Origin of the sequence: Klebsiella sp. JN_Kp126, from assembly GCF_033843325.1 — a bacterium.
Taxonomy (GTDB): domain Bacteria; phylum Pseudomonadota; class Gammaproteobacteria; order Enterobacterales; family Enterobacteriaceae; genus Klebsiella; species Klebsiella michiganensis.
In genome coordinates this window covers 1-25,869 of record NZ_JAWXQV010000066.1, presented here as the reverse complement: position 1 = coordinate 25,869, position 25,869 = coordinate 1, and the positions used below count along the sequence as shown (strand labels likewise).

Below are 25,869 nucleotides of genomic sequence, written 5' to 3'. Positions count from 1 at the left end.
ATCGGCGCAGAGCGACAGCCTACCTCTGACTGCCGCCAATCTTTGCAACAGAGCCCTCAATAACGTGATCGAGGCCGATCACGGAAAGCTCAAGATACTGATCAAGCCGGTGCGCGGTTTCAAATCGATCCCCACGGCCTATGCCACGATCAAGGGATTCGAAGTCATGCGAGCCCTGCGCAAAGGACAGGCTCGCCCCTGGTGCCTGCAGCCCGGCATCAGGGGCGAGGTGCGCCTTGTGGAGAGAGCTTTTGGCATTGGGCCCTCGGCGCTGACGGAGGCCATGGGCATGCTCAACCACCATTTCGCAGCAGCCGCCTGATCGGCGCAGAGCGACAGCCTACCTCTGACTGCCGCCAATCTTTGCAACAGAGCCTCCGTCGCCATGCTCACCTCGCTTTGGTGCACACGAGTATTGAGCATAGTCGAGATTGGTGCAGATCACTTCTGATATTGAACTGTCAGGAGCTGGCTGCACAACAGCCATTACGCCCAATCAACTGGTGCAGTCGTCTTCTGAAAATGACAGCGCCGGTTGCCTTGGCGGGCTTGTCACAAACCTACGTTTTCAAGAAGAAGGAAACCGCATGCCCCGCCGTTCGATCCTCTCCGCCGCCGAGCGCGAAAGCCTGCTGGCGTTGCCGGACACCAAGGATGAGTTGATCCGTCACTACACGTTCAGCGAAAGCGACCTCTCCATCATCCGGCAGCGGCGCGGCCCGGCCAATCGGCTGGGCTTCGCGGTGCAGCTCTGCTACCTGCGCTTTCCCGGCGTCATCCTTGGCGCTGATGAGCCACCGTTCCCGCCATTGCTGAGACTGGTCGCCAACCAGCTCAAGGTCGGCATCGAAAGCTGGGACGAGTACGGGCAGCGTGAGCAGACCCGACGCGAGCACCTGGTCGAGCTGCAAACGGTGTTCGGCTTCCAGCCGTTCACGATTGGCCACTACCGGCAGGCTGTCCAGTTGCTGACCGAGCTGGCCATGCAAACCGACAAGGGCATCGTGCTGGCCAGAGCCTTGATCGAGCACCTGCGGCGGCAGTCGGTCATTGTGCCCGCCCTCAACGCCGTCGAGCGGGCGAGCGCCGAAGCGATTACCCGCGCCAACCGGCGTCTCTACGACGCCTTGGCTGAGCCGCTGACGGACGTGCATCGCCGTCGCCTCGACGATCTGCTCAAGCGCCGCGACAACGGCAAGACGACGTGGCTGGCCTGGCTGCGGCAATCCCCGGTCAAACCGAACTCGCGGCACATGCTGGAACACATCGAACGCCTCAAGGCGTGGCAGGCGCTCGACCTGCCCTCCGGCATCGAGCGGCTGGTTCACCAGAACCGGCTGCTCAAGATCGCCCGCGAGGGCGGCCAGATGACGCCCGCCGACCTGGCGAAGTTCGAGCCGCAGCGGCGTTACGCGACCCTGGTGGCGCTCGCCATCGAGGGCATGGCCACCGTCACCGACGAAATCATCGACCTGCATGACCGCATCCTGGGCAAGCTGTTCAATGCCGCCAAGAACAAGCATCAGCAGCAGTTCCAGGCATCCGGCAAGGCGATCAATGCCAAGGTGCGGCTGTTCGGGCGCATCGGCCAGGCGCTGATCGAGGCCAAGCAAGCGGGCCGCGATCCGTTCGCCGCCATCGAGGCCGTCATGTCCTGGGATGCTTTCGCCGAGAGCGTCACCGAAGCGCAGCGGCTCGCGCAACCCGAGGACTTCGATTTCCTGCACCGCATCGGCGAGAGCTACGCCACGCTGCGCCGCTACGCGCCGGAATTTCTCGACGTGCTCAAGTTGCGGGCCGCGCCCGCCGCCAAGGACGTACTCGACGCCATCGAGGTGCTGCGCAGCATGAACAGCGACAACGCCCGCAAGGTGCCCACCGACGCGCCGACCGAGTTCATCAAGCCGCGCTGGCAGAAGCTGGTGATGACCGACACCGGCATCGACCGGCGCTACTACGAACTGTGCGCGCTGTCGGAGCTGAAGAACGCGCTGCGCTCCGGCGACATCTGGGTGCAAGGCTCGCGCCAGTTCAAGGACTTCGAGGACTACCTGGTGCCGCCCGCGAAATTCGCCAGCCTCAAGCAGGCCAGCGAATTGCCGCTGGCCGTGGCCACCGATTGCGACCAGTACCTGCATGACCGGCTGACGCTGCTGGAAACGCAGCTCGCCACCGTCAACCGCATGGCGCTGGCCAACGAGCTGCCGGACGCCATCATCACGGAGTCGGGCCTGAAGATCACGCCGCTCGATGCGGCGGTGCCCGATACCGCACAGGCCCTGATCGACCAGACGGCGATGATCCTACCGCACGTCAAGATCACCGAATTGCTGCTGGAGGTAGACGAATGGACGGGCTTCACCCGGCACTTCGCCCACCTGAAGTCAGGCGACCTGGCCAAGGACAAAAACCTGTTGCTGACCACGATCCTCGCCGACGCGATCAACCTGGGCCTGACCAAGATGGCGGAATCGTGCCCCGGCACGACCTACGCCAAGCTGGCCTGGCTGCAAGCCTGGCACATCCGCGACGAAACCTACGGGGCGGCACTGGCCGAGCTGGTCAACGCGCAGTTCCGACATCCCTTCGCCGAGCATTGGGGCGACGGCACCACGTCATCGTCGGACGGCCAGAACTTCCGCACCGGCAGCAAGGCCGAGAGCACCGGCCACATCAATCCGAAATACGGCAGCAGCCCAGGGCGGACGTTCTACACCCATATCTCCGACCAGTACGCGCCGTTCCACACCAAGGTCGTGAACGTCGGCGTGCGCGACTCGACCTACGTGCTCGACGGCCTGCTGTATCACGAATCCGACCTGCGGATCGAGGAGCACTACACCGACACGGCAGGGTTCACGGACCACGTCTTCGCGTTGATGCACCTGCTGGGCTTCCGCTTCGCCCCGCGCATTCGTGACCTGGGCGACACCAAGCTCTACATCCCGAAGGGCGATGCCACCTACGAGGCGTTGAAACCGATGATCGGCGGCACGCTCAACATCAAGCACGTCCGCGCCCATTGGGATGAAATCCTGCGGATGGCCACCTCGATCAAGCAGGGCACGGCGACGGCCTCGCTGATGCTCAGGAAGCTTGGCAGCTACCCGCGCCAGAACGGCCTGGCCGTCGCCCTGCGTGAGCTGGGACGCATCGAGCGCACACTGTTCATCCTGGACTGGCTGCAAAGCGTCGAGCTGCGCCGCCGCGTGCATGCCGGGCTGAACAAAGGCGAGGCGCGCAACGCGCTGGCCCGCGCCGTGTTCTTCAACCGCCTGGGGGAAATCCGCGACCGCAGCTTCGAGCAGCAGCGCTACCGGGCCACGGTCAAGCCGTCGATGACGGCCTGTTGCAGTACCTGTCGCCGCTCGGCTGGGAGCACATCAACCTGACCGGCGATTACCTCTGGCGCAGCAGCGCCAAGATCGGCGCGGGCAAGTTCAGGCCGCTACGGCCGCTGCAACCGGCTTAGCGTGCTTTATTTTCCGTTTTCTGAGACGACCCCTATCTGAACATAAAACATTGTCAGTAAGTTGGAGTCATTACCAACCAGTTCACCACCTACTCGCTCCGCGATTGTGGCAGTCTTCGAAATCCCCGGACGATCCGCCTTTATGAAAGTCTTGCTCAATTCAAATCTTCAGGCTTATGGGTTACTACTCATGCTTGGTTAAATGACCGTTTCGTCTTACCGGAATCCCTGCAGAAGAACTTGGCAGAGTTGAAACGATATTTCCTTGATCCTGCACTCAAGCAGATAAATGAGAAAACACCTTTACTTGCTAAGTATAGTATTGATGATTCAGGAAAATTTCTGTTCTCAATAATTGATAAGCAAAATCCCGTCTGACATAAATCAGCACACATGAGCCTGTCATTTGACAAATTTTTGTCATGAAGATGGGCGGATTTCCACACGGCACCGGCGCCCGGCAAGGTGGGCTGATTCCCACACGGCACCGGCGCCCGGCAAGGTGGGCTGATTCCCACACGGCACCGGCGCCCGGTAAGGTGGGCTGATTCCCACACGGCACCGGCGCGCGGCAAGGTGGGCCGATTCCCACGCGGCAGCGGCGCACGGCAAGGTGGGCCGATTCCCATATCGACATGTATGTAGCTTGTGTTATCCGTGGATTGTGCAGCTCAGCGGGTCGCTGGTCGTATGGCGGAGTGTCCCCCGTAACCGGCCGCGTGCGGCCGCTAACGCGCAGTACGGCGCACCCCCGTGGGGAACGTGCGGCAGCTGCGTGGCGGTGAGCGGGATTAGGGCTTTGCAGCTACCGTGTTAAGTTCCCTGGTGTCGCTGAAATAGTTGATGAACATCCCCCTAAGCGTCAGCAGCAAGCTGCCGCCGCTAAGGCCCCGGAAATCACGCCCTTTACGTCGTAAACGCCGTAAAGCCCGCTCACCGGGGTTAGAAGGGATTACTTTGACTTCTTCATTGCTGTTCGCGAATTAAGGCTAATCAGGGCAGGGGATAGGGTGGCAGAATTTATAGCCCGGCAACCGGCTACGCCGGGCTTTCGGCGCCGTTTTACAACACAGACACATGTAACCTCATCTGGCGCCTCCATGTCGCTGACGCGGCATCCAAAATCTTCCCAATACTGTAGGCCGGTAATGACTCCAACTTACTGACAATGTTTTATGTTCAGATAATGCCCGATGACCTTGTCATGCAGCTCCACCGATTTTGAGAACGACAGTGACTTCCTGCCCAGCCTTGCCAGATGCTGCCTCAGATTCAGGTTATGTCGCTCAATGCGCTGCGTATATCGCTTGCTGATTACGTGCAGCTTTCCCTTCAGGCGGGATTCATACAGCGGCCAGCCATCCGTCATCCATACCACGACCTCAAAGGCCGACAGCAGGCTCAGAAGACGCTCCAGTGTGGCCAGAGTGCGTTCACCGAAGACGTGCGCCACAACCGTCCTCCGTATCCTGTCATACGCGTAAAACAGCCAGCGCTGACGTGATTTAGCACCGACGTAGCCCCACTGTTCGTCCATTTCAGCGCAAACAATGACGTCATTGCCCGGTTGTATGCGTGAGTTTACCGACTGCGGCCTGAGTTTTTTAAGTGTCGTAAAATCGTGTTGAGGCCAACGCCCATAATGCGTGCACTGGCGCGACATCCGACGCCATTCATGGCCATATCAATGATTTTCTGGTGCGTACCGGGCTGAGAGGCGGTGTAAGTGAACTGTAGCTGCCATGTTTTACGGCAGTGAGAGCAGAGATAGCGCTGATGTCCGGCAGTGCTTTTGCCGTTACGCACCACGCCTTCAGTAGCTGAGCAGGGGAGACAACTGATGGAGATGGAAGCCACGGGAGCACCTCAAAAACACCATCGTACACTAAATCAGTAAGTTGGCACCATTACCCGGGAAGAGGGGGAAAATCTAGTGTGACAAACTACCCTCAGGATAGGGTGACAAATTGCCCTCAATTCTGGCTCCACTACCGGTTACAGCCAAAAAACTATGAGTAAGCGCAGGATGCCAGGGAGGGAACAGCAAAACTGTGACAAATCACCCTCAACTTTCCAGATCAAATGTGACGAACCACCCTTAAATCTGTGACAGATAACCCTCAACTATTCAATCGTCATGGAGGTTATATCACGGAAGGAAAATACGATATGCGTCGTCTGGCGGCCTTTCTTTTTCTCGATGTAAGAAAGGCGCATTGGTGTCCGGCTGTTGATCTCGTCAACACTTGCCTGCAGGAAACGGCGGCGAAAGTCCGGCATACGCTGGTAACTTTGAGGTAGCTGGTAGCGTTCCATGATCCAGTCGATTTTCAGGGACACGACACCTGAGCCATCAGGTTTACGGTACTGGCACAGAGATTCGTATAAACGCATGGCGTACGGATTGGTAATCTCTTTTGTTTCACTGAGCCGGAACTGCGTAAACCGGTTCTGTAACCCGATGAAGAAGGGAATCAGATATGGGTTGATATGTACGCTGTAAAGCCCTCTGGATGGGCTGTGCGCACGTTTAATAAACCAGGGAAAGGATTCATACCCTTTTTCATCGCCGGCATCCTCTTCAGGGCGATAGAAAACCACTTCCTTACCCGCAAAACCTTTTAAAGCCTGTCGTATATCCTTACTGGCTTCAGCGGAGGTCAGCCCGAATGTTTCAGCGTATTTAGCAACGTGAATTTCGCAGATGCCGTCATGTTCCTGCAGGGAGCCGTCGGATTTTCTGATCTGGTCAACGAACAGATACAGCATACGCTTTTGATCCCTGGAGAGACTATATGCCGCCTCAGTCAGCTCGTTTGACTGGACAATCCGCGGGCTATTTTTACGTTTTTTATGGTTTATAACCGCTATTTCCGCCATGACAGGTCCATGTGAAGTGTGACAGACTTTAAGATTGTCACACTTCATAAAACAGAGTCAACAGGGATGGATAACTTTGTGAAAAGCAACGCTTCCTGAGGGCAATTTGTCACAGGGTTAAGGGCAACTTGTCACAGAAATGGCTGCTATTTGAGGGTGATTTGTCACACTGAAAGGGCGTTTTGTCACAGATCCCTCTCTGGAACCCGCATGGATAAAGGCCTGTGGGCATTCTAAAAATAAAGATCTAACAACTATTTAAAAAGATCTTATAAAAATATCCCCGTGGATAAGTGGATAACCCCTATGGGAGGTGATTTTGCAGGCATTGAGCGTATGCAGAATTTATGAGTACTGTTCCATGGTGCTTCCTCGCTCACTCGGGGCTTCGCCCTGTCGCTCGGCTGCGGCGAGCACTGCTGGCTCGATTATATCTGTGGCCAGAAGTTAGACATACAGCCTATTCTGTCCAGTTCTGGGTAATGCTACCAACTTGCTGATTTAGTGTATGATGGTGGTTTTGAGGTGCTCCCGTGGCTTCCATCTCCATCAGCTGTCCCTCCTGCTCAGCTACTGAAGGCGTGGTGCGTAACGGTAAAAGTACTGCCGGACATCAGCGCTATATCTGCTCTCACTGCCGTAAAACATGGCAGCTACAGTTCACTTACACCGCCTCTCAGGCAGCAGTCGGTAAACTCACGCGTACAACCGGGCAGTGACGTCATTGTCTGCGCTGAAATGGATGAACAGTGGGGCTACGTCGGCGCTAAATCACGCAAGCGCTGGTTGTTTTACGCGTATGACAGGATACGGAGGACGGTTGTGGCGCACGTATTCGGTGAACGCACGCTGGCCACGCTGGAGCGTCTTCCGGGCCTGCTGTCGGCCTTTGAGGTCGTGGTATGGATGACGGATGACTGGCCGCTTTATGAATCACGCCTGAAGGGAGAACTACATGACAAAGTCATTGGACATTATCTGAACATAAAACACTACCAGTAAGTTGGAGTCATTACCCCTCAATCAAACGTGAGAAGTCGTCACCTTTAAAACTGGTCACATTTTCAATACCCAGATCGGAAGCAGACTGGTTGATAGTCTCTACCGCATAGAACTTTGCACCAGTCAGGCGCGGGGCTAACAGGTAAGATGAAATTAAGGTTTTACGAACACTGCCACTGTAATTAATTACCGCTACTTTCATAAATCACCTCAGAATTTTTTGTTGAACTTCTTAGGGTCGAAATTCTCACCGATTTTCTTGAAGAATTCTTTATCAATAATGCCGGGACTCTCTGCTTTTTTACTTTCCTGCGCTTCAGGCTCAGACGGTTGTGTATTGTGCAATACATTTTTTCGGTTTTGCCGCGTTCTATACAGTGCCATCTCAAGCCCTTTGGCTGTTACCGAAAAGCTGTATTCGCTGTCGAGGATTTCAGCAATTTCATGCCGCGTTAGCCCTCTGTCCAGCCAGTTCTCGATTTCATTTAGGCGCAATCTGACAGCAGCCGATAAGTTGCGGGGTTTCAGATCTGCTGGTTTATTCATAACCCCCTCCGTTGTATGAAAATGACTCTACAACACTCGTAAGAAGGGGTCAATCGAGTTTTGTAGTTTATCTGTAGTTTTATTGTAGTCTATTTGTAGTCTGTCACGTTTTTTGTAGTTTATTTGTAGTTTTATTGTAGTCTATTTGTAGTCTTACAACACTAAGGCAAAACGTTTTTTGTAGTTTATCTGTAGTTTTTGGTTGCTCAGATGGTCATGCAAGCATGACCATCAAAGAATAGGACGCTTTTTAGCCAAATGCCCCTTAACCTACGGAGATCGCCCTACCAAAAAAAGATGATTTTTTATCCCTTAACCTGCTATACACCTAACGCAGCGTGATAAATCACGCTATCACACTGATTTAAAAGGAAAAAAACAAAATTTAGCCATGCTGCGGTATTACCCAGGTATTACAAATCTAATCTAAATTACTGATTTAAATAACTTTTTATTTATTACTTTGGTAATACTATGATTTCACCGTATTAGACACCCTTTTTTCGTTTAAAAAATGCACAAATTGAGGACTGAATGGGCTTTGTTGAATAAATCGAACTTTTGCTGAGTTGAAGGATCAGATCACGCATCTTCCCGACAACGCAGACCGTTCCGTGGCAAAGCAAAAGTTCAAAATCACCAACTGGCCCACCTACAATAAAGCCCTCATCAACCGTGGCTCCATAACTTTCTGGCTGGATGATGAAGCTATTCAGGCCTGGTATGAGTCAGCAACACCTTCTTCACGAGGCAGACCTCAGCGCTATTCTGACCTTGCCATCACGACTGTGCTGGTCATTAAAGGCGTATTCAGGCTGACCCTGCGCGCTGCGCAGGGTTTTATTGATTCCATTTTTTCTCTGATGAACGTTCCGCTACGCTGCCCGGATTACAGCTGTGTCAGCAGGCGGGCAAAGTCGGTTAATATCAGTTTCAAAACGCCCACCCGGGGTGAAATCGCGCATCTGGTGATTGATTCCACCGGGCTGAAGGTCTTTGGTGAAGGCGAATGGAAAGTCAAAAAGCATGGCCAGGAACGCCGTCGTATCTGGCGGAAGTTGCATCTGGCCGTTGACAGCAACACACATGAAATCATCTGTGCAGACCTGTCGCTGAACAACGTAACGGACTCAGAAGCCTTCCCGGGTCTTATCCGGCAGACTCACAGAAAAATCAGGGCAGCATCGGCAGACGGCGCTTACGACACCCGGCTCTGTCACGATGAACTGCGGCGTAAGAAAATCAGCGCCCTTATCCCACCCCGAAAAGGTGCGGGTTACTGGCCCGGTGAATATGCAGACCGTAACCGTGCAGTGGCTAATCAGCGAATGACCGGGAGTAATGCGCGGTGGAAATGGACAACAGATTACAACCGTCGCTCGATAGCGGAAACGGCGATGTACCGGGTAAAACAGCTGTTCGGGGGTTCACTGACGCTGCGTGACTACGATGGTCAGGTTGCGGAGGCTATGGCCCTGGTACGAGCGCTGAACAAAATGACGAAAGCAGGTATGCCTGAAAGCGTGCGTATTGCCTGAAAACACAACCCGCTACGGGGGAGACTTACCCGAAATCTGATTTATTCAACAAAGCCACGGTGTGGATAAGCCACCGTGCCGGGGCGTTTTTGTTTCATCCAGCAGCTCACCCAGCACGGGCCTGGCGTTGTCTGCCATATCAGCACCGCATTTTTGACCCAGAATTGCCGTAAATGCCCACAGCTGCTCAGCCGTCAATCCCGCATTCAGACTGATGGCATAATGGCTTTTCAGTTGGCTGGTGACACCGGGAATTGCAGCCAGAAACGAAATGGTGGCCAGCTCCCTCGTCTGCCAGCTCAGGGTGTCACGCTGGAAAATATCACCAAACAGGTGCGTTTTAAGGAACTGGTCAATTGCAGGCGCAAAGGTAAATAGCGGGCCTGTTACGGGTTTCCCGATAAGACGCGTCTGGTTTTGCGTGCCACCTTCAAGGGCATTCCAGTTCTCAGGAAAAGAGGATGCGTCTTCTCCCGCATTATCCGTAATTCCTTGCTGCTGACGCTGTTCCACCACGCCCATAAGCACGGCAAGGGCATTCAGGCTGCGAGGAAAACCGGCATAGGCATAGAGCTGAATCAGGACTTCTTTGATTTCATTGATGGTAAGGCCTGTATCCAGCCCGTGCTGTATTTCAGCAGCGAGTTTTTCTGTGTCGCCCTTTGCGGCGAAAGCCGCAATTGGAATAATGGCCTGCTGTTTATTGTCCAGCCTGTTTTGCATAACAAATCTCCGGGTGTATTGCGAAAAAGAGAAGGGCGTGCGCCCTGATACCGGCAGTGTATGCAAAGCAGGATTCAATGATAATACGGGTAAATATGCATGGGCTTATGCATGGCGCTCATTAATGCGGGGATGACATCAGCAGAATACCAAAGATGGCTCCCGGGTTAATGGCATTTTGGCTTGAGGCAGACCGGATATTGGGTGCCTGCCTCATGGCATGTGTGAGGGTTATTGATAGTGGCTATCTGCCCAGTCGAGCATATTCTCAAGTAAGGATCGCAGCAGCGCCTGAAGTTGAGGGGCCTTTTCCTCTGCATACGCATAAGGCGCCATTTCGTTCATATAATTGACCTGCGCCAGTTCAAGTTGCACGGCATGAATATTCGCGTCAGGCTGTCCGTATGCCCGGGTAATATAGCCGCCCTTAAACCGGCCATTAAGCACATGGCTGAATGGCGACTGTTTCTGACAGCAATCGACCAGACGGTCGCTCAGGGCTGCAGCGCAACTGGCGCCGCCGTTGGTACCGAGGTTCAAATCAGGCAACCGACCATCAAACAGACGCGGGATAACCGATGCAATAGAATGCGCGTCAAACAGCAGTGCATAACCAAACTGGTGTTTTATCCGCGCCAGCTCTGACTGGATACGCTGGTGGTAAGGGTGCCAGATTTGCGCCAGATAGTGCCGACGATGGGCGGCTGTCGGCGTCATGCCGGGCGTAAAGCTGTCCCGACCATCAAATAAAGTCTCCGGGTACAATCCTGTGGTGGCGGTGGTATAGAGCGGCGTATCGTCAGCAGGGCGATTCAGGTCGATAACAAAACGGGAATAATTCCCGACCAGCATACTGGCGCCGAGGGCGTGAGCAAAATCGTACAGGCGGGGAATATGCCAGTCGGTATCGCCAAGCGGGCGTGCGGCATCGCTCAGACCATTGTCGACCTCCTGCGTCAGTTGTGTTCCCGCGTGGGGAATACTGATAAGCAACGGTGCACTGCCAGCCGTGAAATGGTAAGGATCGATAATGTCAGTCATAGCTGAAAGGCTCATGGATGAACGTTTCCTCGTATTTTCCCGCGATAGACCACCGTGCAGGGCAATTGACCGCCCAGCCAGTAGATCAGTTCAGCCGGTCGCGACAGCGGCCAGTGGATAAAATCGGCAACCTTACCTTCGGCAAGCGTACCGTGAGACGCGGCCAGACCGAGGGCGCGCGCGCCGTGGCACGTAATCCCGGCCAGCGCTTCCTCCGGCGTCAGACCAAACAGTGTACAGCCCATATTCAGCATCAGGCGCAATGACAGCACCGGGGATGTCCCCGGGTTGGCATCACTCGCCAGGGCCATCGGCACCTGATACTGGCGGAAAAAATTCACGGGCGGGTGCTGTTTTTCACGCAGTAAATACCATGCGCCGGGCAGCAGGACGGCGACAGTGCCGCTGGCCGCCATGGCGTGAGCATCTTCCTGGGTGGCGTATTCAAGGTGATCCGCCGACAAGGCGTGATAGTTTGCCGCCAGTGAACTGCCATGCAGGGCAGAGAGTTGTTCCGCATGCAATTTAACCGGCAACCCCAAAGCCTGTGCAGCATCAAAAATGCGCTCGACTTGTGCTGGGGAGAACGCAAGGTGCTCACAGAATGCGTCAACGGCATCCGCCAGTTTTTCTCTGGCGACAATGGGCAGCAGGGTATCGCAAATAAAGTCGATATAGTCCTCCGCCCGGTCTTTGTACTCGGGCGGCAGGGCATGGGCGGCAAGACAGGTGGACTGAATATCGACAGGCAACAGAGTGGCTAATTTGCGGATAACCCGCAACATTTTTAATTCACTGTCCAGGGTCAGCCCGTAGCCTGACTTAATTTCAAGGCAGGTGACCCCCTCGGCCAGCAGCGGTTGCAAACGCAATAAAGCCTGCCGGAGCAGTTCCTCTTCCGTGGCGTCCCGGGTGGCGTTTACAGTGGATAAAATACCACCGCCCGCCGCGGCGATTTCTGCATAGCTTACGCCATTTAACCGCTGCTCAAATTCGGCGCTGCGGTTCCCGCCGAACACCAGATGAGTATGACAATCGATAAATCCCGGGGTAATTATCCCGCCGTCGAATACATGCTGTTGTGCATGGGGAAACGCCGGGCAGTCGGCATTACGGCCAAGCCAGACAATTTTTCCCTCCGTCACTGCCAATGCGCCGTTTTCTATCACGTTGTAACGGCCATCCTGCATGGTGACCAGCGTGGCGCCGCGCCAGACACTGTCACAGTGCTCCGGGGGCGTGACAGTAAGGCAAAGGGACGAGGCTAAGGACATAGCAGACTCCGGATGATTTATCTTGTATAGACAATTAAAGTCAACCTAACCCATAACCGAAAGGGCGGCAAGGCGGCCAGAGATAGTTTTTTCTTATCGCCAACTGTCGCGTAAAGACGGGCGGCCTGTGAATGCCGCCTGCGCCAGACGCGATTAGCCGTGACTGGTAAAACGGCCAAATAACTGATAACGCGAACCCGGGTAAATCAGGCGGGCGGACGTCACAACGCGGCTGCCGCTCCAGGTTCGCCGGTGAATCAACAGGCAGGGCTCATGCTCCTCAAGTTGCAGCAAGTGGCGTTGTTCATCGCTGGCGCTGATGGCTTCAACGCGGTGCTCCCCTGCGGTCAGCGGGGCAATATCCATCAGATAGGTATATGGCGTCTGTTTATTGAGCACCTGCCGGAGGTAATCCGGCGCCGTTTCCGGGTTAACAAAACGGTCTTCAATTTGTACCGGAACGTTATTTTCGTAATGCACAATTTGGGAGTAAAACAGCGTATCACCGATGGCAATCCCCAACTGGAGCGCTTGATCGGCGTCCGCCTGGCGGGCCTCGCACACTAAAATTTTACTGTCATGACGATGACCACGTTGGGCGATTTCATCAGCAATATTATGGACCTCAAGCATCGGTGTATAGGCTTTTGCTTCGGCGACAAACGTCCCCACGCCCTGCATGCGGATTAAAAAACCTTCGCTGGTCAGTTCGCGCAGCGCCCGGTTGATGGTCATACGGCTGACGCCAATTTCATTAACCAGCTCACTTTCCGATGGAATACGTTGGTGGGGTTTCCAGACGCCGGCGCGAATCTGGCCAATGATGGCCTGTTTCACCCGCTGATAAATGGGCGCCGGTGCATCGCTCATGGCGGCGGCCAGCTCAGATAGTGTCTGCCGGGTCACGTCTTGTTGCGCCGTACCGGCCGATGAAAAAAGGGTGGGCTCAGACATGTTTCTTACCTCTCAAAAGTGCCACAGACAAGGTCATCGTTTCCCGGACGCTGGCGTATTTTCAACCGCGAAGCGTAAGCAGAAAAGCTGTGGTGAAAAACTCAAATGATAAAAAAAGGAATGGCGCAAGTTTACAGCCAAACCATGCATATGTATATGTATAGACAAGTCGCCCCAAAGTTTTGCAATTGTTTACTTATAATTGCCTTTATGTTTCTTTTCGCTGCTCAGGAACGTTGTTATGCCTGCTTATTTTGCTACACAAGCCCTGCTTGCTGAAGGATGGGCTCACAATGTGCGTCTGGATGTCGATGCTGCCGGCATGTTAACCGCCATCACGCCGGACAGCACAGCACAGGATGCTGTCCGGCTTTCAGGTCCGGTGATCCCGGGTATGCCGAATTTACACTCTCATGCATTCCAGCGGGTGATGGCCGGGCTGGCGGAGGTGGCCGGAAACCCGCAGGACAGTTTCTGGACCTGGCGTGACCTGATGTATCGCACGGTGCAGCGATTAACGCCGGACCAGGTCGGTATTATCGCCCGCCAGTTGTATATCGAGATGCTCAAAGGGGGTTATACCCAGGTCGCTGAGTTCCACTATCTGCACAATGATATCAGCGGTAACCCCTATGCTGACCGCGGCGAGATGACCGCCCAATTAAGCGCCGCTGCCGACCTTGCGGGAATCGGCCTGACGCTGTTGCCCGTGCTCTACAGCTATGCCGGGTTTGGCGGGCAACCGGCTCAGGCGGGTCAGGTGCGGTTTATTCAGGACGCTGACACCTATTTGCGCCAGCAGGCGATTATCCGCCAGCAGATAACGGGCAAAGTACTGCAAAACCAGGGCCTGTGTTTTCACTCACTACGGGCCGTGACCCCCACGCAGATGCAGCAGGTTTTACAGGCCAGCGACCCGGCATTGCCTGTACATATCCATATCGCCGAGCAGCAAAAAGAAGTCAATGACTGCCTGAGCTGGAGCGGACAACGCCCCATTGCGTGGCTGTATGATCACCTGGATATCGATGCCCGCTGGTGTCTTGTCCACGCGACACATGCGGATGAGAAAGAAGTGGCCCGCATGGCGCAAAGCGGTGCGGTTGCCGGGCTGTGCCCCACAACAGAAGCGAATCTGGGCGACGGTATTTTCCCCGGCGTCGATTATTTGGCACAGCGCGGTCACTGGGGTATTGGTTCCGACAGCCATGTTTCACTTAATGTGGTGGAAGAGCTGCGCTGGTTCGAATATGGGCAGCGCTTACGTGATCAGCGCCGCAACCGCCTGACAACGGCGACCCAAAATGTGGTGGGCGATGTGTTGTACACCCAGGCGCTTGCCGGTGGTGCGCAGGCCTGTGGCGCGCCTGTCGGGAGATTGTCAGTGGGGTATCGCGCCGACTGGCTGGTGCTGGATGGACAGGATCCTTACCTGGCGGCAGCCCGCCCCCCTGAAATTCTCAACCGCTGGTTATTTGCCGGCCACGCCGGGCAGATTCGCGATGTGTATGTTGGCGGGACCCCCCGCATTATCAATGGGCAACATGCGCAGCAACAGGCCGTTGCCGCTGATTTTCTGCAGGTACTGCGCCAACTGGCGGAGGCGACAGCATGACGGGCTGGCAGCGTTTTTCCCAGACCAGGCTGCCGGTCAGTCGCTGGCGTAATGGCGGCGGCGAAACCCGCGAAATTATCAGCTGGCCGCCAGGGCAGGCGGATTTTGACTGGCGTGCCAGCATTGCCACTGTCGCGCAGGATGGCCCGTTTTCCGCTTTCCCCGGCATTGCGCGTTCCATCACGCTGTTGAGTGGCGAGGGCATGCAACTGACTGACGGCATCGGGGTGAATCATGTGCTGAATACCGTGGGAGAACCCTTCGAGTTTAGCGGGGATCTTGCACTCCACGCACATCTTCTGGGGGGCGAGACGATGGATTTTAACCTGATGACCCGGCGTACTGTCTGTTTGCCCGGCGTTGTCGCCCTCAGGGGAAGTGGCACGGTGTCCCGTGAGCAGGGCGGTGTGCTTTTCGCCATTCAGGGTGACTGGCAATTACCGGATGGGACCCGGCTGGGCGCGGGTGAAGGTATCTGGTGGCCACCGACGTCAGACAGCTGTCAGACGACACAGTGGCCGATTTCTGCCTTGCATACTGTGGATGCACAAAAAACGCGCAGTCTGCTACTTTGGGCGGCGGTCATTGCCTGAGTTGGTGCGTCCTGCACTGGTTTGGCGCATCCTGCGCACTTATTTGATTCGACAGGCAGAGAAAACCACTGGCCACAGGCCGAAATAACCGGGAAAGCAGGCATAGCTGAACTGGCACAAAGCTTGCTTTACTTATTCGGCTTGCTTGTATAGACAAGAATATACAGTAGCGTATTTTGCCCGGGCAGTTCACTGGCCAGGCATTTCCCCGAGACAGGTAATTTGGCAGGAGTGGCAGATGAGCAACATGATTTCCAGGACTGTGCTGAAGCGTTCGTTATCCATGTTAGGGCTGGCAGTGACATTGGGTTGCGGGGCAATAAACACCGCCATGGCGGCAGAGACTCCGGTGGCCATTGGTATTTCCGGGTGGACAGGATTCGCTCCCCTGACACTGGCCGATAAGGCAGGCATTTTCAAAAAGAATGGCCTGGACGTGACGCTGAAAATGGTACCCCAGCAATCACGCCACCTGGCCATTGCATCAGGCTCTTTGCAGTGCGCGGCGACCACGGTGGAAACCTACCTCACCTGGAATGCCAGCGGTGTGCCCATCAAGCAAATTGTGCAACTGGATAAATCCTATGGCGCGGATGGGATTGCCGTACGTGGGGGTATCAATAAAGTGGCTGACCTGAAAGGGAAAACCATCAGTGTCGATGCACCAGGAACCTCCTCCTATTTTCTGCTGGCCTGGATCCTCGATAAAAACGGCATGACGATGAAAGACGTCAAACTGGCAACCCTGGGGCCGGATGCCGCCGCTCATGCCTTTATTGCCGGGCAGAACGATGCCGCTGTGACGTACGAGCCGTATCTCTCCACCATCCGCCAAAGCCCGGACAAAGGCAAAATTCTGACCACCACACTGGATTATCCCATGGTGATGGACACCCTGGGTTGTACGCCATCCTGGCTGGATAAAAACCCCAAAGCGGCTCAGGCACTGGTAAATAGCTACTTTGAAGCCATGGATATGATCAAAAAAGATCCGGATAAAGCCAATGAGATTATGGGGGCGGCGGTCAAAGAAACCGGCAAACAGTTTGCTGAAGAGTCCAGCTATCTGCGCTGGCAAGACCGTGATGCGAACAAGAAGTTCTTCAGTGGCGAGATTGTCACCTTTACCAACGAAGCGGCGCGTTTGCTGACGGAAATGAAAATCCTGCATAAAACGCCGGATATTAATACGTTGTATGACGCGAAGTATGTGACTCAGCCATGAAGGACCACAAGATGAACAGTCCTGTCAGTCAGGCCGCGGAATTTCCCGCCAGTACGCAGTCAGTTTTACGTGAGCCAGCGCCTCTGCCGGCAAGTAAAAAGGTCTGGCACAACCCGATGATGGTGCCACTGCGCCCCGTGGCGTCCCGTCATCGCTGGTTTTTGGGCTTCTGCTTTTTTGTGCTGTTTTTCGCGCTGTGGGCGCTGGTGACTTTTACCGGGCTGGTGTCGCCGACATTCCTTGCCAGTCCGGCCAGTATGTTGCAGGAAGGGGGGCTGTTATTTACCGATTTTGATTTCACAACAGATATCGGTATGACGGTAATGCGTGTACTGGGCGGCTTTATTCTGGCGTGCATTATCGCCGTGCCGCTGGGTATTCTGATGGGCTCATACAAACTGATCGAAGCGTTTTTTGAGCCCTTCGTTTCGTTTTGCCGCTACCTGCCCGCATCGGCGTTTGTCCCCCTGCTTATTCTGTGGGCAGGGATTGGCGAAATGCAAAAAATACTGGTGATCTTTATCGGTTCGTTCTTTCAGATAACCCTGATGGTTGCGGTGGCTGTCGGCGCGGCGCGGCGCGATCTGGTGGAAGCGGCGTATACCCTTGGCGCGACCAACAAGAGCGTGGTGCGTCGGGTGATAATCCCCGGGGCGGCGCCGGAAATTGCGGAACTGCTGCGCCTGGTGCTGGGCTGGGCATGGACCTATGTCATCGTGGCGGAACTGATTGGTTCATCCAGCGGGATAGGTCACATGATTGTCAATAGCCAGGCGTTACTCAATACCGGGCAAATGATTTTCGGCATTATCGTGATTGGCTGCATTGGATTGCTGTCTGATCTGTTGTTTAAAGCGGTGAATCGCCGCCTGTTTGTATGGAGTTCGCTGTGATGAGCTATCCGAAGCTGAGTGTTCGCCAGGTGGAACGCGTCTTCAGTGGCCCGAAAGGCGAGAAGACCCAGGCATTACTGCCCGTGGATTATCAGGTCAATGAGAACGACTTTATTACCATTCTCGGGCCTTCCGGGTGCGGTAAATCCACACTTTTACGCATTGTTGCCGGGCTGGATCAGCCCACCCGCGGCGAGGTCTGGCTGGATGGCGTGCTGGTCGATGGTCCGGGCGCGGATCGCGGCATGGTATTCCAGAGTTACACACTGTTCCCTTGGTTGACGGTTGAGCAGAATATCTGCTTTGGCCTACAGGAACGCGGCGTGAGTAAAGCGGCACAAAAAGAGCGCAGCGACTACTTTATTAATAAGGTCGGTTTACGTGGGTTTGAGCAGCATTTCCCCCGTCAGTTGTCCGGCGGTATGCAACAGCGCACAGCCATTGCCCGCGCCCTGGCCAACGACCCGAAAATTCTGCTGATGGATGAACCTTTCGGCGCACTGGATAACCAGACGCGCGTCATGATGCAGGAACTGTTGTTGTCGATATGGGAATCTTCCCGCAAAACAGTCCTGTTTGTGACCCACGATATTGATGAGGCCATTTTTATGGCCAATAAAGTGGCGATTTTCAGTGCGCGCCCCGGGCGAATCAAAACGGAAGTGGCGGTAGATTTTCCGCACCCGCGTGATTATACCCTGAAAACATCACCAGAATTTATGGCATTGAAGGCGCGTATCACGGAAGAAATTCGTACGGAAACCCTGCAAACCATCGATCACTAAGTTCGCGGTATGCAGCGCAGTTAATCATGTTTTAGCGTGAGTCAGGTTGTGCATAAACACCCGGTGTTACACCGGGTTTACTTCCCGTTTTACTTGTATATACAGGAATAGATTATGGCTGCTTCATCCACCGATTACACCCTTTGCCGCCTGCAACCCGGGCATGTCCATTTGCCCATGTTGCGACAAATATACCAGGGTAATGTCCGCCTTGCGCTGGCCGAAGAGGCCCGTGCCGATGTGCTGGCCTCCCAGGAAACAGTCACCCGCATTGTGGCATCGGGAAACGTGGTGTACGGCATTAATACCGGGTTTGGCAAACTGGCGCAAACCCGTATTCCGGCGGAACGTCTGACCGAACTGCAACGAAACCTGGTGCTGTCCCACAGTGTGGGCACAGGCAAAAACCTGGCGGATAACGTTGTTCGCCTGGTGATGGCGACGAAAATTCTCAGCCTCTCCCGGGGTCATTCCGGTATTCGTATTGAGGTGATTGATGCACTGATAACGTTATTTAATGCGGGTGTGTACCCCTGTATTCCGGAAAAAGGATCCGTCGGCGCTTCGGGCGACCTGGCGCCGCTGGCGCATTTGTCATTGATGCTGATTGGCGAAGGGCAGGTGACACTGGGTGGCGAAACGATGTCCGCGGTTGAAGGCCTGGCTGCCGCAGGGCTGAGCCCCTTTGAACTTGGGCCGAAAGAAGGTCTGGCATTACTTAACGGCACCCAGGTATCGACATCCCTCGCGTTGTCAGGTTTGTTTGAAGCAGAACGGGTGTTTTCCGCAGGCCTGGTGGCCGGGGCATTATCACTGGAAGCGATTAAAGGCTCAGTTAAACCGCTTGACCCGCGTATTCATGAAGCACGCGGCCAGGAAGGCCAGATTGCTGTCGCCGCTGCGCTGACGGCGATCCTGGCCGGTAGCGATATTGTGACATCCCATGCTAACTGCGGCCGGGTTCAGGACCCTTATTCCATTCGTTGTGTCCCTCAGGTTATGGGTGCCTGCCTTGATAACCTGCGACATGCGGCCCGCATTCTACGTATTGAAGCAAACGCAGCATCCGATAACCCTCTGGTTTTTGCCGAAAATGGCGACGTGATTTCTGGCGGGAATTTCCACGCAGAACCCGTGGCTTTCGCCGCGGACATCATTGCGCTGGCGGTTGCCGAAGTGGGGGCGATTTCTGAACGCAGAATGGCCTTATTGTTGGACAGCGGTTTGTCCGGCTTGCCGCCTTTCCTGGTAAACGATGGCGGCGTTAACTCCGGCTTTATGATTGCGCAGGTCACGGCCGCCGCGCTGGCATCAGAAAATAAATCGCTGGCACATCCGGGCAGTGTCGACAGCCTGCCCACCTCCGCCAATCAGGAAGATCACGTTTCAATGGCGACCTATGCCGCCCGCCGTCTGGGCAATATGTGTTTTAACACCAGTGTGGTTGTCGGTATCGAAGCCATGGCCGCTGCCCAGGGACTTGATTTTCATCGTCCGTTGCAAAGTTCCGCCACACTGGAAAGCGAAATGAAGGCGATTCGGCAACATGTCGCTTTTCTCGAAAAAGATCGTCTGATGGCGCCGGATGTCGAAATGATGCGTTTGTGGGCGTCCCGTGAACACTGGCCTGCGGCCATTGAAGCATTACTGCCGAGCTTTGCCTGATAACGCTTTACATAAATTTCATTTTTTATAGAAGGATATGACCATGAACGCGCCACAGAAAAATGCCGCCGCCCATGTCGTTCGCGCTCCCCAGGGAACAGCGCTGAGTTGTCAAAACTGGTTGATCGAAGCGGCTTATCGCATGATCCAAAACAACCTTGACCCCGATGTTGCCGAACGCCCGGAAGACCTGGTGGTCTATGGCGGTATTGGTAAAGCCGCCCGCAACTGGCCTGCCTTCGAAGCCATTCTGGACAGCCTGCGGGCGTTGCGTGAAGACGAAACCCTGCTGGTACAGTCCGGTAAGCCGGTCGGTGTTTTTCGCACCCATACCAATGCGCCGCGCGTGTTGATTGCTAACTCCAATATTGTGCCGCACTGGGCCCACTGGGACCACTTTCACGAACTGGATAAAGCGGGCCTGATGATGTACGGCCAGATGACAGCAGGCTCCTGGATTTACATTGGTGCGCAGGGCATTGTGCAGGGGACGTATGAAACTTTTGCCGAAGCGGGCCGACAGCACTACAACGGCGACCTGCGGGGCAAATGGATTCTGACGGCAGGGCTTGGTGGTATGGGCGGCGCCCAACCGCTGGCTGGCGTGCTGGCAGGGGCCTGCGTCCTGGCCATTGAATGCCAGGAATCCCACATTGATTTCCGTCTGCGTACCCGTTATGTGGACTATAAGACCCGCAGCCTCGATGAGGCGCTGGCGATGATTGAAAAAGCCTGTGCGGAGAAAAAAGCCATCTCTGTCGGCCTGCTGGGCAATGCCGCTGAGTTGATGCCGCAACTGGCGGCGCGGGCAAAAGCGGGTGGCCTGCGTCCGGATATTGTGACCGATCAGACCTCCGCTCATGATCCGCTTAATGGCTATCTGCCGGAAGGCTGGAGCCTGGAAAAATGGCAGGCCGCCCGTCAGTCAGATCCGCAATCCGTGGTGAAAGCCGCCCGCGCTTCTATGGCAAAACATGTCCAGGCCATGCTCGATTTTCACCATATGGGGATCCCCACCTTCGATTACGGCAACAATATCCGCCAGGTCGCCAAAGAAGAGGGCGTTGAAAACGCCTTTGATTTCCCGGGTTTTGTCCCGGCCTACATCCGCCCGCTGTTCTGTGAAGGCAAAGGGCCATTCCGTTGGGTTGCCCTTTCCGGCGACCCGGAAGATATCTATAAGACCGACGCGAAACTCAAAGAACTCTTCCCGGACAACACCAATCTGATCAACTGGCTGGACATGGCGCGTGAGCGCATTGCCTTCCAGGGGCTGCCTGCGCGTATTTGCTGGCTGGGCCTGGGTGAACGTCACCGCGCCGGGCTGGCGTTTAACGAAATGGTGCGTAACGGCGAACTGAAAGCGCCGATTGTTATTGGCCGTGATCATCTGGATACGGGGTCAGTGGCATCGCCGAACCGTGAAACCGAAGCGATGAAAGATGGCTCTGATGCGGTATCCGACTGGCCATTACTCAATGCATTGCTCAATACCGCCGGGGGTGCCACCTGGGTCAGTCTGCACCATGGTGGCGGTGTTGGCATGGGCTTTTCACAACATGCCGGGATGGTGATTGTGTGCGATGGCACTGAAGATGCCGATGCCCGACTGGCGCGTGTGCTGTGGAACGACCCTGCCACCGGGGTGATGCGCCATGCGGATGCTGGCTATGAACAGGCAAAAGCCTGTGCTGAACGTCATCATTTGAATTTGCCGATGATCTGATGCCTGAATGCCGGATGGCCTGGTGTTGTGCCTCCGGCGTTTTTTTGAGGGATATGCAATGGCTTCTGATGTAGCAGTTTCCAGTTCACTTGTTGATTCACAACAGCAGATACTGAAAAACCTCGCCAGGCCCACAGCGCGGTCATTAAGCCTGTATAACGCCGGGTTGTCGGCGGAAGCGGTACGACAGCAATATGGGTTGAGCCATATCGCCAAACTGGCCAGTAATGAAAATCCGCTGGGCGCCAGCCCGCAGGTCATCGCGGCACTGCAGGCGGATGCCGGTTTCAGCGCAGTCTATTCGGATGCTGCCAGTACAGCGCTGCGCGATGCGCTGGCAACGTATACCGGTGTGCAGGCCGGGAATATTGTTATCGGGAATGGTTCAGAAGATATCCTGCATATGCTGGCACTGGCCTTTCTCAACCCCGGGGACCGCGTGGTCACATTGCGACCTTCATTTGGTCTGCATGAGATTTTCCCGCGCATGATGGGCGCGGACGTCACCCTGGTTGACGTGAATAAGCAGCATCAGTTCGATATCGCCGCCTGGACTCAGGCACTTTCGATGCCCGCCAAAATGGTGATTTTCAGCAACCCGTCGAATCCCGTGGGCTGCATGCTCGACAATGCAGGTTTTGAGCGCATCATCGCCGCGGCACCTCAGGACTGTGTGCTGGTGATTGATGAGGCCTATTTCGAATATTGCCGGAACAACCCGGATTATCCGGACAGCCAGCGTGTGCTGGCCGCGCAGTCGCGCCCCTGGATTGTGCTGCGTACTTTTTCGAAAGCCTACGGCCTGGCGGGATTGCGGGTGGGCTATGGCTTAGCCAGTCACCCTGAACTGGTCAATCTGCTCAATCGCGTTCGCACACCGTTTAATATTAACCGTTCGGCACAAGCGGCGGCCGTGGTAGCTCTGGGGGATCAGCAACATGTTAATGACAGCATTGCGCTGGTCAGTGCGCAGCGCGACATGATGTCGGCGCAGCTCACGGCGCTGGGTTTCCGCGTTGCGCCATCCTGCGCCAACTTCCTGTTTTTTGACTGCGGGCAGCCTGCGGCAGAACTGGCGCAGCGTCTGCTGTGCGATGGCGTCATTATCAAGCCATGGCGGGAGAAGGGGTATGAACACTGGATCCGGGTGTCTGTGGGGAATGAACAGGATAACCAGCAGTTTATTCGGAGCCTGAAACGTATCCTGGCGGAGGATGCCGCGTGACAGTGTTGAACATTGATGATTTACGTCGGCAGGCAAAGCGCACGCTTCCCCGTTTTGCTTTCAGTTATCTGGAGGGTGGGGCCGATGATGAACAAACGTTACAGGATAATCGCCGTGTTTTCGGCCGCTGGCGCTTTATTCCCCCTGTGCTGACAGATGCTACGCAACGGGATTTATCCGTCACGCTGTGTGGACAGAAGCTGGCTGCGCCCTTGTTTATCGCCCCGACAGGCTACAACGGCATGCTGCGGTTTGGCGCAGATGTGATGCTGGCGCGGGCCGCCAGAGAGGCGGGCATCGGCTATATACAGAGTACGGTTTCGACGGCCTCCATTGAAGAGATCGCCGCAGAAAACATTCCCCGACACTGGTTCCAGCTCTATGTGCTGAAAGACCGCGCCGTCACGACAGGGTTACTGACCCGGGCCCGGGCGGCGGGTTGTACGACCCTGGTGGTTTCTGTGGATGCGGTGCACTTTGGCAACCGTGAAAAGGACAAACGGAATTACCGACGGCCCATGGAACTATCTCTGCCGAGCATGCTGGACATTGCGATGCATCCCGGCTGGGTGTGGCGAGCCATCAGGCCCGCAGGCATCCCTGGCTTTGGCAACCTGAAATCTTATGTTCCGGCTGACAAACAACGAGGCGCAGGTGGCGCGAGCTATTTTGCCGAACAGATGGATACCCACCTGGACTGGGCCACACTGCACTGGATCCGCACACAGTGGTCAGGTCCCCTGTTAATTAAAGGTATCCTGGCGCCTGAAGATGCCCGGCGCGCTTTTGCCGCGGGCGTGGATGGCATTGTGTTATCAAACCATGGCGGGCGACAACTGGACGGTTCAGTCAGCCCCATGGAAGTACTGCAGGAGATTCGTCAGTGCTGCGGTCCTGATGCTGTCATCCTTATCGACAGTGGATTTCGCCGTGGCACCGATGTGGTGAAAGCACTGGCGCTGGGCGCGAATGGCGTGCTGATTGGCCGACCTGTGCTCTATGGCGTCGCTGCCTTTGGTGAGGCGGGTGCGAAACAAGCGCTGAACATTATTTTGCAGGAGATGGATCGCACGCTGGCGCAACTGGGATGCACTTCCATTGCCCAGTTAGGGCCGCATTTGCTGCGTTTTCAGCCTGCTATGGCGGGGTTTTAATATGTACACCATCGTTATCACGGAGCATCAGTTATGCAGGCACAAAATATTATCTTCCCGGCGCAGATCCTGCGTGGCGCAGGTGCGGTTTCGCGTATCGGTGAGGTCTGCGGATTATTGGGTTCACGGGCGCTGATTATCGGCGGCCATAGTGGCCTGGCGGCGGTGGAAGCGCATATCCGCTATCAACTGGCGGCATCATCGGTGACGGTGGTTGGCCGGGAGTGGTTTGGCGGCGTGTGCAGCGAAAGCCATATTCATCGTCTGGCGCAAGTGGTGCAGGCCACCGGCGCAGACCTGGTCATTGGCGTGGGTGGGGGAAAAGCCCTGGATACCAGTAAAGCCGTGGGCGTGGAGACCCGTGTCCCGGTGGTCACCGTGCCAACCATTGCGGCAACCTGCGCGGCGGTGACGCCACTCACTGTCCGTTATCACGATGACGGCCATTTTCGGGATCTCTTTCCACTGAATCAGGCGCCTGCTGTGGTGATTATTGACACAGAAATCATAGCCGCCGCGCCGCTGCGCTGGTTGGCGGCAGGCCTTGGCGATACACTGGCGAAATGGTACGAGTTTCGCGCTATCAGCGCCGGGCTGGACAATCACAGCGGTATCGCCCGGGCGTCCATTGCCAACAGCCGTATCTGCTATGACCTGATCAATACCCACGGCCCCGCCGCCTGCGATGCAGTTCGCAAAGGGGTGCCCGATGCTGCGCTGGAGCAAGTACTGGATGCGATATTTATGTTTGCCGGACTGACCTCATTAATGAGCAGTGGGGCACATGCTGCTGCCGCTCATGCAATTTATGAGGGGTTTACCGTATGCGATAAAACCCGCGAATTTGGTCATGGCTTATTGGTGGGATTTGGCAACCTTTGCCTGCTGGCGCTGGAGAATCGCAGCGATGAGGAATTGCTGGAGGCCATTGGCCTGGCCCGCGCGTGCGCTATCCCGCTCAGCCTGCGGGAAATTGCTGAACTGGACAGCACGGAACTGGCGGGGATTATTGATATGGCATTGCATGCGCCGGATATGGCGAACATGCCGGCTCCGGTCACAGCGGGCGCACTGTATAGCGCCATTGCGCGTGTGGAACATCAGGCCGGGTTGTTGTAGTACCCTCAGCAGCGTATCCCGATGGTGGAAAACGTGAATACGCTGTTTCCCTGTTGTCGGTCTTCGTTCGCGCAGGTGCCCATTGTGAGTCAGTGAAACGCATAACGCCCTTCGCCCACCAAAATGGTTTGACCCTTGAGCGCCGCCGTGTCGGTGAGAAAATCGAGTTGCACCAGCGCGTTGCTGTTCCCTTGATTGAACTGGAAATACTTATCGCCAATACGCAGCGCCGGATTGCCCGCGCGCGTTGTCATCGGGAGGTCGAAGAGCGCGCTCCAGCGCCTGGCTGTGGCGTACGGGTTCTCCACTTCAAACTCGGCGGCGGACAGAGCAACCTCACCGGCAGGATGGGGCTGGATAATCCCTTGTTGGTGGAGGTGCTCCAGGGAAGGTGCGAACAAGTTCCTGATATGAGATCATCATATTCATCCGGAGCGCA

22 protein-coding genes and 3 pseudogenes are annotated in these 25,869 nt (G+C 55.5%); 15 read left to right on the top strand and 10 right to left on the bottom strand.

What is annotated here, in order from left to right; all coding sequences use genetic code 11:
- Window positions 1-322, top strand: a 322-nt coding sequence (locus SIK97_RS15865; protein WP_305101178.1) for a DDE-type integrase/transposase/recombinase, incomplete at its 5' end; no start/stop codon positions are given.
- 139 nt (window positions 323-461) lie between these two features.
- Here the strand turns inward: SIK97_RS15865 and SIK97_RS15860 are convergent.
- A pseudogene (locus tag SIK97_RS15860) lies at window positions 462-527 on the bottom strand (EAL domain-containing protein); the annotation flags it as partial.
- Window positions 528-587: 60 nt separating this feature from the next.
- On the opposite strand from SIK97_RS15860, the pseudogene SIK97_RS15855 reads away from it, so the two are divergent.
- Together SIK97_RS15855 and SIK97_RS15850 are read left to right on the top strand one after the other, a co-directional pair.
- Window positions 588-3,472: pseudogene (locus tag SIK97_RS15855) on the top strand (Tn3 family transposase).
- Window positions 3,473-3,541: 69 nt separating this feature from the next.
- The gene (locus tag SIK97_RS15850; RefSeq protein ID WP_223862079.1) at window positions 3,542-3,850 is read left to right on the top strand and encodes a replication initiation protein; all 309 of its coding nucleotides are present in this window, start codon (window positions 3,542-3,544) and stop codon (window positions 3,848-3,850) included.
- A gap of 781 nt (window positions 3,851-4,631) precedes the next feature.
- On the opposite strand, the gene SIK97_RS15845 is transcribed toward SIK97_RS15850, so the two are convergent.
- Window positions 4,632-5,329 (bottom strand): IS1 family transposase gene (locus SIK97_RS15845; RefSeq protein ID WP_256657040.1). Its coding sequence is split into 2 segments (ribosomal slippage): window positions 4,632-5,080 and window positions 5,080-5,329, totalling 699 coding nucleotides; the frame shifts between segments, so codons are not numbered across the junction.
- A gap of 267 nt (window positions 5,330-5,596) precedes the next feature.
- Window positions 5,597-6,352 carry a replication initiation protein RepE gene (repE, locus tag SIK97_RS15840; RefSeq protein ID WP_000807690.1) on the bottom strand — a complete coding sequence of 252 codons (756 nt, stop codon included), beginning with the start codon at window positions 6,350-6,352 and terminating at the stop codon, window positions 5,597-5,599.
- A gap of 533 nt (window positions 6,353-6,885) precedes the next feature.
- Between repE and SIK97_RS15835 the strand changes: the two are divergent.
- Window positions 6,886-7,354 (top strand): annotated as a pseudogene (locus SIK97_RS15835) (IS1 family transposase).
- A gap of 10 nt (window positions 7,355-7,364) precedes the next feature.
- Here SIK97_RS15835 and SIK97_RS15830 read toward each other — a convergent pair.
- The gene (locus SIK97_RS15830) at window positions 7,365-7,556 is read right to left on the bottom strand and encodes a hypothetical protein (protein WP_000861580.1); all 192 of its coding nucleotides are present in this window, start codon (window positions 7,554-7,556) and stop codon (window positions 7,365-7,367) included.
- An 8-nt stretch (window positions 7,557-7,564) separates the two neighbouring features.
- On the bottom strand, window positions 7,565-7,900 hold the full coding sequence (gene stbA, locus SIK97_RS15825; protein ID WP_032445157.1) for a plasmid stabilization protein StbA: 336 nt from the start codon (window positions 7,898-7,900) through the stop codon (window positions 7,565-7,567).
- Between the two features lie 569 nt (window positions 7,901-8,469).
- Here stbA and SIK97_RS15820 point away from each other — a divergent pair.
- Window positions 8,470-9,438 (top strand): IS5-like element IS903B family transposase, encoded by a 969-nt coding sequence (locus SIK97_RS15820; RefSeq protein ID WP_077270598.1) that lies wholly within the window; start codon window positions 8,470-8,472, stop codon window positions 9,436-9,438.
- Between the two features lie 45 nt (window positions 9,439-9,483).
- On the opposite strand, the gene SIK97_RS15815 is transcribed toward SIK97_RS15820, so the two are convergent.
- The 4 genes from SIK97_RS15815 to hutC form a co-directional block, all read right to left on the bottom strand.
- The gene (locus tag SIK97_RS15815) at window positions 9,484-10,161 is read right to left on the bottom strand and encodes a carboxymuconolactone decarboxylase family protein (protein ID WP_032445128.1); all 678 of its coding nucleotides are present in this window, start codon (window positions 10,159-10,161) and stop codon (window positions 9,484-9,486) included.
- 231 nt (window positions 10,162-10,392) lie between these two features.
- Window positions 10,393-11,217, bottom strand: a complete 825-nt coding sequence (hutG, locus tag SIK97_RS15810) for an N-formylglutamate deformylase (RefSeq protein ID WP_047694900.1) — start codon at window positions 11,215-11,217, stop codon at window positions 10,393-10,395.
- Complete coding sequence (gene hutI, locus SIK97_RS15805; RefSeq protein WP_049138593.1) at window positions 11,214-12,476, bottom strand: imidazolonepropionase; 1,263 nt, start codon at window positions 12,474-12,476, stop codon at window positions 11,214-11,216. The genes hutG and hutI overlap by 4 nt, the downstream gene beginning before the upstream one ends.
- Before the next feature lie 153 nt (window positions 12,477-12,629).
- Window positions 12,630-13,430: a histidine utilization repressor gene (hutC, locus tag SIK97_RS15800; protein ID WP_001294851.1), complete on the bottom strand. Its 801-nt coding sequence runs from the start codon at window positions 13,428-13,430 to the stop codon at window positions 12,630-12,632.
- Window positions 13,431-13,671: 241 nt separating this feature from the next.
- Here hutC and SIK97_RS15795 point away from each other — a divergent pair, with 241 nt between their 5' ends.
- From SIK97_RS15795 to SIK97_RS15750, 10 genes are all read left to right on the top strand, one after another.
- On the top strand, window positions 13,672-15,045 hold the full coding sequence (locus tag SIK97_RS15795; RefSeq protein ID WP_001112072.1) for a formimidoylglutamate deiminase: 1,374 nt from the start codon (window positions 13,672-13,674) through the stop codon (window positions 15,043-15,045).
- Entirely contained in the window at window positions 15,042-15,638 is a 597-nt protein-coding gene (locus SIK97_RS15790; RefSeq protein WP_000148344.1) for a HutD family protein, read from the top strand. The genes SIK97_RS15795 and SIK97_RS15790 overlap by 4 nt, the downstream gene beginning before the upstream one ends.
- A 238-nt stretch (window positions 15,639-15,876) precedes the next feature.
- Window positions 15,877-16,863, top strand: coding sequence for an ABC transporter substrate-binding protein (locus SIK97_RS15785; protein ID WP_057174214.1), 987 nt, complete (start codon window positions 15,877-15,879; stop codon window positions 16,861-16,863).
- An 11-nt stretch (window positions 16,864-16,874) separates the two neighbouring features.
- Window positions 16,875-17,756 (top strand): ABC transporter permease, encoded by an 882-nt coding sequence (locus SIK97_RS15780; protein ID WP_001087990.1) that lies wholly within the window; start codon window positions 16,875-16,877, stop codon window positions 17,754-17,756.
- Window positions 17,756-18,541: an ABC transporter ATP-binding protein gene (locus tag SIK97_RS15775; protein ID WP_016240370.1), complete on the top strand. Its 786-nt coding sequence runs from the start codon at window positions 17,756-17,758 to the stop codon at window positions 18,539-18,541. The genes SIK97_RS15780 and SIK97_RS15775 overlap by 1 nt, the downstream gene beginning before the upstream one ends.
- Before the next feature lie 114 nt (window positions 18,542-18,655).
- Window positions 18,656-20,206, top strand: coding sequence for a histidine ammonia-lyase (gene hutH / locus SIK97_RS15770; RefSeq protein ID WP_000741484.1), 1,551 nt, complete (start codon window positions 18,656-18,658; stop codon window positions 20,204-20,206).
- A 43-nt stretch (window positions 20,207-20,249) separates the two neighbouring features.
- Window positions 20,250-21,932 carry a urocanate hydratase gene (gene hutU / locus SIK97_RS15765; RefSeq protein WP_047694905.1) on the top strand — a complete coding sequence of 561 codons (1,683 nt, stop codon included), beginning with the start codon at window positions 20,250-20,252 and terminating at the stop codon, window positions 21,930-21,932.
- A 58-nt stretch (window positions 21,933-21,990) separates the two neighbouring features.
- Window positions 21,991-23,157 (top strand): histidinol-phosphate transaminase, encoded by a 1,167-nt coding sequence (gene hisC, locus SIK97_RS15760; RefSeq protein WP_000135555.1) that lies wholly within the window; start codon window positions 21,991-21,993, stop codon window positions 23,155-23,157.
- The gene (locus SIK97_RS15755; RefSeq protein WP_000217345.1) at window positions 23,154-24,311 is read left to right on the top strand and encodes an alpha-hydroxy acid oxidase; all 1,158 of its coding nucleotides are present in this window, start codon (window positions 23,154-23,156) and stop codon (window positions 24,309-24,311) included. The genes hisC and SIK97_RS15755 overlap by 4 nt, the downstream gene beginning before the upstream one ends.
- A gap of 33 nt (window positions 24,312-24,344) precedes the next feature.
- Window positions 24,345-25,430, top strand: coding sequence for an iron-containing alcohol dehydrogenase family protein (locus tag SIK97_RS15750; protein ID WP_001148851.1), 1,086 nt, complete (start codon window positions 24,345-24,347; stop codon window positions 25,428-25,430).
- 89 nt (window positions 25,431-25,519) lie between these two features.
- Here SIK97_RS15750 and SIK97_RS15745 read toward each other — a convergent pair whose 3' ends face one another.
- On the bottom strand, window positions 25,520-25,831 hold the full coding sequence (locus SIK97_RS15745; protein ID WP_024191312.1) for a hypothetical protein: 312 nt from the start codon (window positions 25,829-25,831) through the stop codon (window positions 25,520-25,522).
- Between the last annotated feature and the right edge of the window lie 38 nt (window positions 25,832-25,869).

What these genes read in the sequence shown, in the direction of transcription:
- repE (WP_000807690.1), bottom strand. Translation starts at nt 6,352, where the DNA reads ATGGCGGAAATAGCGGTTATAAACCATAAAAAACGTAAAAATAGCCCG.
- SIK97_RS15830 (WP_000861580.1), bottom strand. Translation starts at nt 7,556, where the DNA reads ATGAAAGTAGCGGTAATTAATTACAGTGGCAGTGTTCGTAAAACCTTA.
- stbA (WP_032445157.1), bottom strand. Translation starts at nt 7,900, where the DNA reads ATGAATAAACCAGCAGATCTGAAACCCCGCAACTTATCGGCTGCTGTC.
- SIK97_RS15815 (WP_032445128.1), bottom strand. Translation starts at nt 10,161, where the DNA reads ATGCAAAACAGGCTGGACAATAAACAGCAGGCCATTATTCCAATTGCG.
- hutG (WP_047694900.1), bottom strand. Translation starts at nt 11,217, where the DNA reads ATGAGCCTTTCAGCTATGACTGACATTATCGATCCTTACCATTTCACG.
- hutI (WP_049138593.1), bottom strand. Translation starts at nt 12,476, where the DNA reads ATGTCCTTAGCCTCGTCCCTTTGCCTTACTGTCACGCCCCCGGAGCAC.
- hutC (WP_001294851.1), bottom strand. Translation starts at nt 13,430, where the DNA reads ATGTCTGAGCCCACCCTTTTTTCATCGGCCGGTACGGCGCAACAAGAC.
- SIK97_RS15795 (WP_001112072.1), top strand. Translation starts at nt 13,672, where the DNA reads ATGCCTGCTTATTTTGCTACACAAGCCCTGCTTGCTGAAGGATGGGCT.
- SIK97_RS15790 (WP_000148344.1), top strand. Translation starts at nt 15,042, where the DNA reads ATGACGGGCTGGCAGCGTTTTTCCCAGACCAGGCTGCCGGTCAGTCGC.
- SIK97_RS15785 (WP_057174214.1), top strand. Translation starts at nt 15,877, where the DNA reads ATGAGCAACATGATTTCCAGGACTGTGCTGAAGCGTTCGTTATCCATG.
- SIK97_RS15780 (WP_001087990.1), top strand. Translation starts at nt 16,875, where the DNA reads ATGAACAGTCCTGTCAGTCAGGCCGCGGAATTTCCCGCCAGTACGCAG.
- SIK97_RS15775 (WP_016240370.1), top strand. Translation starts at nt 17,756, where the DNA reads ATGAGCTATCCGAAGCTGAGTGTTCGCCAGGTGGAACGCGTCTTCAGT.
- hutH (WP_000741484.1), top strand. Translation starts at nt 18,656, where the DNA reads ATGGCTGCTTCATCCACCGATTACACCCTTTGCCGCCTGCAACCCGGG.
- hutU (WP_047694905.1), top strand. Translation starts at nt 20,250, where the DNA reads ATGAACGCGCCACAGAAAAATGCCGCCGCCCATGTCGTTCGCGCTCCC.
- hisC (WP_000135555.1), top strand. Translation starts at nt 21,991, where the DNA reads ATGGCTTCTGATGTAGCAGTTTCCAGTTCACTTGTTGATTCACAACAG.
- SIK97_RS15750 (WP_001148851.1), top strand. Translation starts at nt 24,345, where the DNA reads ATGCAGGCACAAAATATTATCTTCCCGGCGCAGATCCTGCGTGGCGCA.